Origin of the sequence: Hahella sp. NBU794, from assembly GCF_050749805.1 — a bacterium.
Lineage (GTDB): Bacteria > Pseudomonadota > Gammaproteobacteria > Pseudomonadales > Oleiphilaceae > Hahella.
Map to the genome: position 1 here is coordinate 1,866,278 of NZ_CP192738.1, position 12,387 is coordinate 1,878,664.

Genomic DNA, 12,387 nt, shown 5'->3' on the forward strand with positions numbered 1-12,387 from the left:
TAATGCTTCCTGCGGCGCCGAAGTCGTTAAGGATAATCGATATTCAGGGAAGGTCCGCTGCGAACGGGAGAGTTCTTGTTCTTCATCACCGGCTTCGTTTGATTGTCGCCTTGTTCTTAACAGTAGCGCTGGCGGCCGTTGTGAAGTGTCCGGGCGCGTCGCGTTCGGGGTACGCTATCAATCGATACAGCCCGCCCTCGTGCGGTTAACAAGTTTGGGTGTCCTTCTTGTCGGCTGTCTAAGTCGGGCGGTGAAGGAGATCTTTCAATGGAAAACCCACAAAAAACACCCGTCTCTTCTTTCGTTGAACACAAGCTTTATAAAGTTTCCGGTATCGGCATTGCGACCTTTTTGGGGTCGGCATTGGCTGGCGGCATTCTGTTGGCGAAGAACTTTCGCCAGCTGGGTAAGGAGTCTCATGCCCGCAAGGCGATTGTTGGTTCGTTGGCGGCGACAATAGGCGTTATTATCGCCGCTCTGCTGGTTCCGGCGGAGTGGCATGTGCCCAAGCTGGTGTACTTCGCCCCGCAGATCATGGTGATGCTGCAGTTGGCGAATCTGTTTCAGGGCAAAGCCATCAGAGGGCACCGCGAAAGCGGCGGCGAGCTGGCGTCCAACTGGGCGGCCGCCGGCGTGGGCGTCACGGTGCTGCTAACCCTCGCCGTTTTGGCGGCTCCCGTCTTGTGGATGTTGCAATAGCGTAGGCTGACTACGCTGAGCGCCAATGCGTTCAGGCGGGCGTGGGCCTGCTTGAACGCATTCATCCACTGTCAGCCCGCCTCGCGTTTGCGGCGCACGGTGACTGACTCGCCACCGATCCCCCAGTTGTCCGCCTCCACCTCATCAATGATCACGAAAGTGGTGGCGGGATTCTTGTTCAGCGTTTCCTGCAAGAGACGGGTAACGCCTTCGATCAGCGCCGCTTTTTGCTCTGCGGTGGCGCCTTCGCGGGTGATTTTGATATTAACGTAGGGCATGCTGGCTCTCTTTAGTTGAGTTGGTTTGCGACTATTAATGGCCAGGTGTATGACAGGTAATAGCCAGATGTATGACAGGTAATCGTCAGGTGTATGACAGGGCCTGGCGGCGTTCACTCTGCTCCACGCTTTTTAAGGCCAGCAGCAGCAATACCCCCAGCGCCATCACAGCAGCGGCCAGATAAAGGCCGTCCGCGTAGCCGCCGCCTGTCGCCGCCAGCCTGCCGGTAAGGGCGGGGGAAAGAATCTGTGCGACGCCGTAGGTCAGGGTCATTTTGCCCATCATTTTGGCGGGGCGTGACGGGTAGAAACGTCCTGCCATCGTCAGCACTAAACTGACAATGCCCATAAACGTGGCCCCGAAAAGCGCGCCGCCAAGCAGCGCCATGGCGAGGCCGCCCTGTGTCGGCGCCAGTATGCTCAGAGCATGTAAGGCCGCTGCGATGATCAAAGCGTTGATGTCGCCGATGCGTCGCGCCAGCAAATCCCAAAGTATACAGGCGGGCGCCGCCGCGGCGCCCACAAGAAGAAATACAAAAGCGCCTTGCCCCTGTAAGGCCGGTTGCTGATCGACGATGGCCACTAAAAAGGTGGCGCTGACCACATACCCCACGCCAGCGCAAAAATAGGCGGCCATGAAAATACTCATATAAAGACGCGAGGGCGGTCGGTCTTGCATTGCGTCCTCATGTTGAGAACGGCTGGCGGTGGTGGGCGAGGGCAACCATAGCCAGGCGGGGATGGCGAACAGCAACCCGCATAGCGTCAACGCCACCCATTGCTCGCGCCAATCGAAGTGGGGAGTCATAAGATCCACGGCGAGAGAGCAACATAGAATGCCCAGACCGACGCCGCTGAAATGGATGCCCAACTCGCTGCGGTGACCATTGCGGATAAGCCAGTGCATGATCAGGCCGGAGCCAATTAACAAGCCTGCGGCGCTGCTCAATCCGGCGATGAAGCGCATGAACGCCCACACCCATACGTTGTCGCACAGCGCCATGCCGGCGGTGCTGATGAGGGCTATCAGTAAACCTGAGCGGTATAACTTGTCTTTCAGCGTCAGGCTGCTGATAGAAGCGGCGATCAAGGCTCCGCACAAATATCCCAGATAATTTACGCTGGCCAGCCAGCCGCCTGCGAAAGCCGATAGTCCCGCCTGCTGTTGCATGAGGGGCAGTAGCGGCGTGTAGGCGAAGCGCGCCACGCCCAACATCAGCATCAGACTGAGTATGCCCGCCGTCAGCACTTGCAAGCGTTGTAGTTGTGCGCTCATGGTTCACTTCCCGTTGTATCTCTGGGAGAGAAGATAAATAATACGACCTATCAATACAATCGAATAATAGAGAAGAAAATGTTCTCTAATGGAGAATAGTTATGGAGTTAGTCGCGTTGCGCACCTTTCTCGCCGTAGTGGAGGAAGGCGGCATCCTCGCCGCAGCGAGTCGGCTCAATACGGTGCAATCCAATGTCACGACGCGCATTCGCCGTCTGGAGCAGGAACTGGAGGTGCAGCTGTTCTTTCGCAAAGGGCGCGGATTGGAGCTGGCGCCTGCAGGACGGGTGCTGCAAAAACACGCGCGAGAAATACTGCAAATGGCGCAGCAGACCGCCGCTGCCGTGCGCTCTGCGGGTGAAGCCACCGGCGAGCTGCGCATCGGGACCATGGAGACTTTCGCTGCTGTCAGACTTCCCGCCGCATTGAAAAAAGTGCGCTCCCGACATCCCGGGCTGGATTTGCAGGTGCAGACGGCCACCTCCGCGGATCTCATTGAGCGCGTGCTGAGCCATAAGTTGGACTGCGCCTTTATTGGCGGCCCTTTGGATCACCCCATGCTGATCGCGGAGCCTGTGCTGGCGGAGGAACTGGTTTTGGTGACGGCGAAAGGCGAGGGCGATCTACAGGAGCCTCTGATTTTGTTTCGCGAAGGCTGCGTCTATCGCGCTCGCGCGCTGGCCTGGCAGCGGGAGTGTGGTCATCAGATTGCATCCGTTATGGAGCTGGGGACGCTGGAAGGCATACTGGGCTGTGTGGCGGTGGGGTTGGGCTGCACGCTGATGCCGCGAAGGGTGGTGGAGCAATCCCCCTATGCGAAGGAGCTGGCGATATCCGAATTGCCGGAGCATATCGCCCACACGCCTACGTTGATGATCCGTTATCGGGACATCCCTTTACGGGGAGGCATGCAGACTTTGCGGGACGCCGTCGCCGGCCGGCCCATGACAAAGTAACGTCTGCGCTACTCCCCGGGCGGCTTTGTGACTATACTGTCATCGCATTACAGTCGTGAGTATTCAGCAGTCAGGAGCCGTCAGTCCCATGACCGATTCGTCCGAAAATCTTTCCTCTTCTTCAATTCAGCCTAAAGGCGCCACGGGCATAAAACGCATTATTCTGGCGACAGGCTACTCGATAAATGGACTGCGCGCCGCATGGAGAAATGAGTCCGCAATCCGTCAGGAAATGGTCGCCGCTTTGATTCTGGTTCCTCTGGCGCTGTTTTTGTCCGTCACCATGGTGGAGAAAATACTGATGATCGGCAGCGTCTTGCTGGTGCTGATTGTGGAGTTGATCAACTCCGCCATTGAAGCTGTGGTCGACCGCATTGGCGCCGAGCGTCATGAGTTAAGCGGACGCGCCAAAGACATGGGCTCCGCAGCGGTGCTGGTGGCCTTGAGTCTGGCTATGTTCACCTGGATTGGCATTCTGATTTAAGTCTCTCGCCGCATGGGCGTTATGTTCATGCGGCCGTCTCGTTATAGTCTCCCGCATTCTTCGCTTCTTCCTCTGTCTCTTCTGTCTCACCTCCCGCCCTCGTCAGACGTCCTTTACTCGCTTTGATATTTCCTTGATGTTTTCTTGAGATTTGCTTGGCTCGTGGTTTTTTAAACTCTGCAGATAGCTCTGATGAGCGTGCGTTATTTGCAGGAGGGGGAGTTGATTCGGGCCAAACTTAACAAACTGTTGGGAGCGGGCATTTCGACATGGCTCATGTCGCTGGCGGTGTCCGTGTATCTGCTTTGCGCCTTCAATACCAAGTTTTTCACCACGGTTTTTCAGCTGCGGGGCGATGAAGGCTCCGGCGGCTTGATGTTTATGGTCAGCGTAGTTTTATTCCTGCTGGTCATTTTTAATCTTTTCCTGTCCCTGTTCGCCTTCAAGTACCTGTTCAAGCCAACGTTGATGTTCATTCTGGTGACGGCGTCACTCGCCGCTTACTTCATGAACGCCTATGGCGTCATGATCGACAAGACCATGATTCAAAATATGATGGAGACGGATTACCGGGAGTCTATGGAGCTGATGGACCCATGGTTATTTGTCTACGTTATTGCTTTGGGCATGGTTCCCGCTGCGCTGGTGGCGTGGATTCCCATTCACTACAAGCGGTTGCCGGGAGAGTTGATGAATAAGCTGCTGGCGGCGGTGCTCGCCGTTGTGGTGATTGGCGCAATCGCCGCCGCTTTCTATCAAAGCTACGCCTCCTTATTCCGCAACAATCGCTATATCCGCGACTTGATCGTGCCGGTTAACTATATCTACTCAACGTCTTCTTATATTCGCAAGCTGACTCCGAAAACGGAGGTCGCCTTCACTACGTTGGGAGAAGACGCCGCGCGTGTTGAATTGAGAAAAGTGTCCAGCGACCCCCAACGCAAGCTAGTGACGGTTCTGGTGGTCGGAGAGACCGCTCGCTCCCAGAATTTTTCATTGAATGGCTACGGACGCGAGACGAACCCCAACTTGAGCAAAGAGAAAGTGGTGAGTTTCGATAATTTTCATTCCTGCGGTACGGCGACGGCCGTATCCGTGCCCTGTATGTTTTCCCGCGCAGGGCGCTCGGACTTTGACGGCGGCATGGAGCGTTACACGGAAAATCTGCTGGATGTGTTCAAGCATGCTGGCGTGGAAGTGCTGTGGCGAGACAATAACTCCGGCTGCAAAGGGGTTTGCGATCGCGTGGAGTTTGAAAATCTGAACTCGGAACAACTGGCGGGCGTTTGTCGTCTGGATGAATGCTACGACATGGTGCTGCTGGACCGGTTACGGCAGAAAATTGAATCCGCCAAAGGCGATATGCTGATCGTGCTGCATCAGAAGGGCAGCCATGGACCCGCTTATTATCTGCGCGCGCCCAAGTCGTTTCAGCAGTATCAACCGACCTGTCACTACGTGCAGCTGCAGAAGTGCTCGCAAGAAGAGATTACTAACGCCTACGACAATACGATTCTATACACGGATTATTTCCTGTCGCAGGTAATCGGGTTGCTCAAATCCGTAGATGGCGCTGCGGACGCCTCTATGGTTTATGTTTCCGACCATGGCGAGTCCCTGGGGGAAAACAATATTTATTTGCACGGGCTTCCTTATATGATCGCGCCGGATGAACAAACCCATGTGCCTTTCATGGTGTGGATGTCCGAGCGTTTTGAGAAACGTTTTAATATCAGCTCAGAGTGCCTGCAGGCGGAAGCCTCCCAAAATTTTACCCAGGATAATTTGTTTGACTCTATGCTTGGGTTAATGGGCGTGCGGACGCAGGTTTACGAGCCGAAGCAGGATCTCTTCAGACCCTGTACCGGAACCGGTCTGGAAGTGGCATCTCCCTCAGGAGATCCGCGGGAAGAGGCGGGCGCTATGGCGGCGTCTCCAGGTTGAGAGTATTCTGAGGGCCTGCGCGGGGGGCGTGGGCTGCGATAAGTGGTAATTAAGCGGATCTGTAGGGAAATCGAAGGCGAATTATACGTGTTGAGTGATTGGAAAATGGCGGATCGTACGATTACCGACAAACTTCGGGTGCTCATCGTTGAGGACCATCGCAGTCTGGCGGAGAACCTGTTCGAGTTTTTGGGAGAAGAGCGCTACAGCCTGGATTTCGCCGCCGACGGTCTGACGGCCCTGCATCTGCTGGCGACGCAGCACTACGATGTTATTGTGCTGGATGTCATGCTGCCCGGAGTCAACGGTTTTACTTTATGCCGACGCATCAGAACGGATCTGGGCAAGAAAACCCCGATTATTCTGGTCACCGCCAGAGACTCCATTGAAGATAAAACCGAAGGGTTTAACAGCGGCGCCGATGACTATCTGGTGAAGCCCTTCAACATGCGCGAACTGGAGCTAAGAATTCAGGCCCTGTGCCGTCGCCGCCAATTGGCCGACGACGATCTGAGCGCCGGAGACATCCGCTATTCCCCAGGATCGTTGACGGTCATGACGGGGCAGGGCGAGCGCCTGGCTTTGAGCGGATACAGCGCCACCATCTTTGAAGCGCTGATACAGGCATATCCCAACTTTGTCGCCTATGAAACACTCAGTCAGCGACTGTGGGGGAATGCCGATGGCGACCCGCACACCATTCGTACGCATGTTTATGTATTACGCAAAACGCTGAAGACGACATTAAACCGTTCGATGATTCGCACTCTTCATGGCCGCGGATATCGCCTGGAGCCGGAACTGGCTTAGCATGGCGACCTCCATCTCCCGACGCGTTTTCACCATATTTTTCTGGAGCAACGTGCTGAGCCTGTTGCTGGTGATTGCTGTCGCCTGGGGAGGGCTGGAGGCGCTGGAGGCGACCGTTTTGGAGATGGACCAGCAGGCGGAGCTGGAGCACTTCCAGAGCCGCTATGATCCTGATAAGCCCCAGTTCAATCAAACCGCCACGCTGACCATGTTCTATTGGCCGGGGGAGGCGCCGCCTGAAGAAAAACTTCCCGCGGTTTTCCGTGGACTGACGGCGCCGTACAACGGTGAAGTGGATGTCGATGGCAAGGATTATGAAATCCTCGTCAACCAGGTGCCGGGAGGCGTGTATTACCTGGCCAAAGATCTGGCGCTGTTTGAGCAGCGCGAGACGCAGTCCACCATCGTTATTCTGGGGCTGGCGCTACTGGTTTGCGCGCTGAGCTTTTTTACCGCGCGTCTGGCCAGCCGTAAAATTTCCCGTCCGTTGCAGGGGCTCACTGGCGACATTGACGCCGCCGCGCCGACGGGGGGCTTCCGTTTACCTCTTGATTATCCCGACTCGGAACTGACCCAAATTTCCCAGGCGATCAATAAATTCCTGGATCAGATAGATGAACTGGTCAAGCGTGAACGCTCGCTGGTCAGTCTCGCCAGCCATGAATTACGCACGCCTATCGCAGTGATTCTGGGCGCGGTGGAAGTCATTGAACATCGGAATAAACTGTCTGCGGAAGACAAGAAAACCCTGGGGCGCATCAGCGCCTCCGCTCAGGAAATGTCCGCCAATGTGCAGGCGCTTCTCAAGCTGGTGCGGCGTACAAAAGAACCTTACGTGCCGGTCAGCTTTCCGGTGGGCGATATTCTGAAAGAGCTGGCGCAGGAGCATGGTCTGTCCGCGACCGAAAACGAGGGCAGGCTGGAACTTTCCCTATCGGCGCAGCAACCGGTTGCGCTGGGCGATCCCGTCCTAGCGAAAATTCTCATCAATAATCTCATCATTAATGCGCTGAACCATACTCAAGGCCAAGTCTATGTGACGGAGTACGTGAAGCATCTGGAAATTCGTGATGAAGGCGCCGGCAACATAAATGGCTTCTCACAGGAGGCGCCCAGCTCCAGCGGTTTGGGACTGTTTATCGTCACCCTGGTATGCGAGCACATGGGGTGGCGGTATGAATTGACCACGGATGAATCCGGCTCTCGTGTCAAAGTCTGGTTCTTAGCCGCCTGAGTTCCAGATTCTGTGGACCTCTCTAAACGATAAAACAGCTAAGCGCGGGCCGATATGTCGGCGGCTTTTCTGGCTGTTTTGATGTCTCAATTATCCTTCTGAATACCCTGTTTTCCCTCTTGTTAACTCCTCTCTAAGCCATCGACTTTTTGTTGTCTTGACCTGTTCTGATGTCCTGGTCAATGGCGCCGGATTTATACAATCCCTGCGTCTCCCACATGGATATTCTGAACCTATGACGACACGAGCCCCAGCGAGGCTTTAACGCCCAGGGGTTTCAAGCATGGCGCGGAAAACATGGGAGGAATTTCGACAATGAAACGGACTTGGGTATTGCTCGGAGGCGTTTTGGTCCTGGAGTGTCTGCAAACCGGGTTGCTCTGGACGCGAACTCAGGAAGCCAAGACGCAACCAGCACAGGCGATGGCTTACGAGGCGGCGCCAGCCAGGGTGATTGAGCCTTCTCCACAGTTCACCAGTGATGTGCAGGCGTTGGAGCGGCAGATCGCCAAACTGGAGCAGCTGCTGTCTCAACACAGGGAGCATAGCGTTCCCGCAGTGACGGTTACTCAGAGCCAGTCCGATAAAGGTTCTACGGCTCAGGAAGAGCGTCCCGCGCTCACTTATGACGAAAACTTTCAACAAGGGTTGTCTGTGGTGGAAAGCGCCGTATCGGCGGGCGCCTGGGGGCAGGAAGACAACCGCAGGATGTTCGAACTGAAACGGACCCTGACTCCGGCTCAGTACGAAGCGCTGGTGGATGAAATATCCACGGCGATCAACCAGGGCGCGCTGACGATGCAGGCGCCCCCAATCTTGTAAGCAATCATAAAGGAATATCTGTATGAAAAATCTAGGCAAAGCATTAATGATCGCGGCGGTATGCTCAGTCGCAACGACAGCGATGGCGCAACCTAACGGAAACGTGGAGGTGGCTGACTGGTTCAATAACCACATCATGTTGAGCGCTCAAATCGGAGATCAATATACGGGGGGGAACAGTGGCGGTGGCCAAATTTCCGCTAATCGCTCAGGGACTGGCATCAATTTTTCCGGGCATGATCCAAAAAACGGTAGAAACTTTACATGTAATGTGTATAAGGGCGATGCCTTGTATGAAGCTGCTTATAACGCTGTTACCGATTTGCGTGAAGGGGGCAGGGTGCTAATCATTCGGCCTGAAAATAGCAACAAGTGCAGTGAGTTCGTAATAACCGGCATTTCCTTCAACTTTAGTCAGTAATAGATGAGTTCAGCCCGGCCTCAGAGTCGGGCTTTTCTTGGCGTCAGCGTAGAAGCACAAAATACTCGCTTTGCAGCAAGCCTTGCGTCGAACGCATATCCTCCACTGCGCCTGTCAGGTTCTTCCCATTCAGATCCCAACGCCACTGTTCAGACCACCATGCGGATACTTCCGCTCTGTCGTGGCATTGTATTGGCGATAAGCGAAACTTTAAAAAACGGGATTCTGATTCACACTATGTTAAGGGCTTGTAAGGGTGTCAGGACTGGCTAAATCCATCCACTTGGCATACCCTAGCAAACTGGCGCCAAATGTTGGCGCAAGGGGCTAAATTCCATATTTGGAATTGTTTTTACAAGGAAAGTTGCTAAAAATGAATGGTAAACGACGCGCCTATGCGCCGGGCGTTATGGCGTCCGATATATCTCATCCGTTGTCTTCGTGTTATTCACGCGATATCCCTCCGTCTGACTCGACGGACAAGTCCTCTGACGCCGATGCTTTTGAGCCTGCCCAGGCGCAAGCGCGTCAGCAGGAGCATTATCTTCCCTGCCGTTTATTTAGAACCATGATCCTCGCCAACCTCAAGTCAGCCAGCACGTCTGCGCCAGCGCAAGACGATGACATTGAAGAGTGGCTGGAACATGTGGACCGTTTGATCTCAACGCCAGGGAAAAGCGTATGAGCTATAAAAGTCAGGATAAATAAAATGGAAAAAATGGATTATTTCAGAATGGACGCGACAGCGAAGGTCACTTTGGACTCGCTGAAGGAATTATACCTGCTGCCTCAGATAAGCCGTTACCAGCGGCTGCAAACGGCTTACCCCTGTGAATCGCCGGTGGAGTACAACCTCTACGAAGGCGTCGCTCGCTATGGCGATACGCGGCGGCGCATCCAGCTTATCGGCACCTATGCGACAGGCAGTCGCTCGTTTTGCTGGGCCTGGGCGAGCCCTAATCCGCTGCCGGAAACGGTGATACAGGCCAGCCTGCAGTTGGTGGCCTGGGCGGAAGCCGCCAAAATTGAAAGCTGGGGCGTTATCAAAGGCGTCTGCGAACCCGTGGAGCCTGTGGTGGTGTCATCCATTGCGGCGGGGGTATTGAATCATGATTATGTCTTCGACGTCTGGGAGTTCACGGAAACGCTGCATGGCTGTGTCCTGGTGGAGCACTCTGACGATCTGCCCAAATTGGGATTGCATGCTATCTGCCGGGTGCTGCAAACGGCATTGCGGCGGCTCTCCACGCGCCAGAAAACCCCTGTCCTGGAGTATCTGCGTCAGGAGGGCTTCAAACTGCGTGAGGAAGGTTCTTTCTGCTATGGCTCCCGGGCTGACGGTGAACTCACGCTAACCTTTGACGAACGGGGCGGCGTGCGCCAGATCACCCCCAGCCATTAATCGCTAACTGTCAGGCGGCCGCTTAGGAGCCAACTATCCTCTTCTTCGGGTAACGAAGTCTTCACGAAGCTTTAACAGTGTTTCATTAGCATTGTCTCGCTTTGGCGGCTTCACCACTAAACAAAAACCGAAGAAGAGGAACCCAGAGTGCCTGACTATAATAGACGACAATTTCTGTCACTCATGGCGGCAGGGACCGCCACGCCGTTCTTGCTTACTTTCAGTGCGGATAAAGCGCTCGCCGGCCTTAGCCGCGCCGCTTATCCGGATAAAGCTCCACTACCGCTCAACCGAACCGACCCCTCCGCCGTATTTGATCTGTCCGTCGCCTCCGGCGATCCCACCGCCAGCGGCGTCATGCTGTGGACTCATATCCGCTCCGAGCAATATGACCCAAACGAAAGCCTGACATTCCAGGTGGCGGTTGACCCTGGATTCACTCTGCTGGCGTTGGAAGGCAAAGTGCGAGGCGAGCAGTTCGGCGCGGACCGGGATCATACCGTTAGGCTGGACCTGGATGGCCAACTGAATGCGGACAGCTATTACTACTATCGCTTTCAGTACCGCGGCGTATTCAGTCGTACGGGGCGCTGTCGCACGGCTGCGGCCGTCGGGCAGTCCGTGGACAGCGTCAAGTTTGCGCTGCTGACCTGCCAGGATTACACCAACGGCTACTACGGCGCGTTGAACTGCGTCGCGGACGACAACAGCATTGATTACGTGGCCCACCTGGGGGATTTCATTTACGAGAGCGTCGGCGATCCCCGTTATCAGGACCTGCCTTTCGAGGATCGCAGAATAGAGCTGCCCAGCGGCTTCCCCGTGGCGATGAACCTGGAGGATTATCGCTTTTTACACCGCACCTATCGCAGTGATCCTTTTCTACAAAAGGCGATGGAGAATCATACCTGGATCATCACTACAGACGATCACGAGACCTGTAACGATTGCTATTGGGACTATGAACAGGACACGCTGGGATGTCCGGACCACCCATACAGCACGGACCCGCAATTCAATAACGACGCGGATTTGAAGCGTCAGCTCAAACTCGATTCACAACGGGCCTGGGCGGAATATATTCCTGCGCGCATCGACATTGACGAGGGGCGCACCCATCCCCATTTGTATTCGCGCATCTATCGGCAGTTCAGGTTTGGCGATCTGGTGAATTTGAATATGCTGGACACGCGCACCTACCGAACGCCTCATCCATGCGGCGAAGATGCGTTTCTGGGCCGTTACGTTCCTTTCGGCTGCGGTAATCTCAATAATCCCGAGCAGAGCATGATGGGTGAAACCCAGCGGGAATGGCTGATCAACACCATGGCGGCGTCGACGGCGCGCTGGAATATGCTGGGCAACCAAACCTACATGGGGCGTTTGGGCATCGACCTGGGGGAGAAAGCCAAGCTGCCATTCAATGTCGACGCCTGGGACGGGTATGACGCGGAGCGGATATGGCTGATGAACGAGGTGCAATCCAACTCAATCGAAAATCTCGTGGTGGTGACCGGGGATTTGCACACCTATATGGCTTCTCAAGTGAAGAAGAACTACGCGGATCTGAATCCGTTTAACTTCTCCAATCAGATTGGCGTTGAATTCATGACGCCTTCGCTGACGTCTGCAGGCCTGTTTGACGTGCTGCTGGCGCAGGCCCCGGACGACGAAGTCAGAGACTTCCTGCTGAATGCGACCAGCGAGGGCGCGGTGCGTCTGACCAACCCGCATATCCGTATGTTCAACAGCAAAGACCACGGTTATTCGACGATTGAATACACCGATGGCTACTGCGAGTGGATTGCTTACAAGGTCAACAAAAACCTCAATAGCGGCGAGCAGGAACGCAAGGCGCTGGCGCGTTATCGTAAATATGAAGCCTGGCCCTGGATGACACAAAAGTCGGTGCAAGGCTACTAATAATCAGGCGGAAAAATAGCTTCCTTTTATTTGTCCGCAACGACAGGGCCCACGCATGTCAGGACCTGTCTTCTGCGGCTAGCCGCCGCGCAAACGCATCTCTGAGCCTGCTTATTAACATGCCAATACCATTGCCAT

13 protein-coding genes are annotated in these 12,387 nt (G+C 55.0%); 11 read left to right on the forward strand and 2 right to left on the reverse strand.

The genetic code is table 11. The features are described from left to right. Positions 1–267: 267 nt before the first annotated feature. A complete protein-coding gene (locus tag ACQYWX_RS08440) occupies positions 268–699 on the forward strand; it encodes a hypothetical protein (protein WP_431688471.1) in 432 nt (143 codons plus the stop codon). Positions 700–770: 71 nt separating this feature from the next. Here ACQYWX_RS08440 and ACQYWX_RS08445 read toward each other — a convergent pair whose 3' ends face one another. Both ACQYWX_RS08445 and ACQYWX_RS08450 read right to left on the reverse strand, forming a co-directional pair. Continuing rightward, positions 771–977: a tautomerase family protein gene (locus ACQYWX_RS08445; protein WP_431688472.1), complete on the reverse strand. Its 207-nt coding sequence runs from the start codon at positions 975–977 to the stop codon at positions 771–773. An 85-nt stretch (positions 978–1,062) separates the two neighbouring features. Next, positions 1,063–2,253 carry a YbfB/YjiJ family MFS transporter gene (locus ACQYWX_RS08450; RefSeq protein ID WP_431688473.1) on the reverse strand — a complete coding sequence of 397 codons (1,191 nt, stop codon included), beginning with the start codon at positions 2,251–2,253 and terminating at the stop codon, positions 1,063–1,065. A gap of 101 nt (positions 2,254–2,354) precedes the next feature. Here ACQYWX_RS08450 and ACQYWX_RS08455 point away from each other — a divergent pair, with 101 nt between their 5' ends. The 10 genes from ACQYWX_RS08455 to ACQYWX_RS08500 all read left to right on the forward strand — a co-directional run bounded on the left by ACQYWX_RS08455 (position 2,355) and on the right by ACQYWX_RS08500 (position 12,249). Beyond that, the gene (locus tag ACQYWX_RS08455) at positions 2,355–3,209 is read left to right on the forward strand and encodes a LysR substrate-binding domain-containing protein (RefSeq protein ID WP_431688474.1); all 855 of its coding nucleotides are present in this window, start codon (positions 2,355–2,357) and stop codon (positions 3,207–3,209) included. 88 nt (positions 3,210–3,297) lie between these two features. Next, complete coding sequence (locus ACQYWX_RS08460; protein WP_279503545.1) at positions 3,298–3,693, forward strand: diacylglycerol kinase; 396 nt, start codon at positions 3,298–3,300, stop codon at positions 3,691–3,693. Between the two features lie 192 nt (positions 3,694–3,885). Beyond that, positions 3,886–5,637, forward strand: coding sequence for a phosphoethanolamine transferase (locus tag ACQYWX_RS08465; protein ID WP_431688476.1), 1,752 nt, complete (start codon positions 3,886–3,888; stop codon positions 5,635–5,637). A gap of 87 nt (positions 5,638–5,724) precedes the next feature. Then, positions 5,725–6,447 (forward strand): response regulator transcription factor, encoded by a 723-nt coding sequence (locus tag ACQYWX_RS08470; protein ID WP_206618045.1) that lies wholly within the window; start codon positions 5,725–5,727, stop codon positions 6,445–6,447. A gap of 1 nt (position 6,448) precedes the next feature. After that, positions 6,449–7,681, forward strand: coding sequence for a sensor histidine kinase (locus tag ACQYWX_RS08475; RefSeq protein WP_279503553.1), 1,233 nt, complete (start codon positions 6,449–6,451; stop codon positions 7,679–7,681). Between the two features lie 315 nt (positions 7,682–7,996). Then, entirely contained in the window at positions 7,997–8,503 is a 507-nt protein-coding gene (locus ACQYWX_RS08480) for a hypothetical protein (RefSeq protein ID WP_431688477.1), read from the forward strand. Between the two features lie 22 nt (positions 8,504–8,525). Further along, positions 8,526–8,924 (forward strand): hypothetical protein, encoded by a 399-nt coding sequence (locus ACQYWX_RS08485; RefSeq protein ID WP_431688478.1) that lies wholly within the window; start codon positions 8,526–8,528, stop codon positions 8,922–8,924. A 373-nt stretch (positions 8,925–9,297) separates the two neighbouring features. After that, entirely contained in the window at positions 9,298–9,609 is a 312-nt protein-coding gene (locus ACQYWX_RS08490; protein ID WP_431688479.1) for a hypothetical protein, read from the forward strand. A 24-nt stretch (positions 9,610–9,633) separates the two neighbouring features. Beyond that, a complete protein-coding gene (locus ACQYWX_RS08495) occupies positions 9,634–10,326 on the forward strand; it encodes a DUF6882 domain-containing protein (protein WP_216737196.1) in 693 nt (230 codons plus the stop codon). 147 nt (positions 10,327–10,473) lie between these two features. Continuing rightward, positions 10,474–12,249, forward strand: coding sequence for an alkaline phosphatase D family protein (locus ACQYWX_RS08500; protein WP_431688480.1), 1,776 nt, complete (start codon positions 10,474–10,476; stop codon positions 12,247–12,249). Positions 12,250–12,387 lie beyond the last annotated feature (138 nt).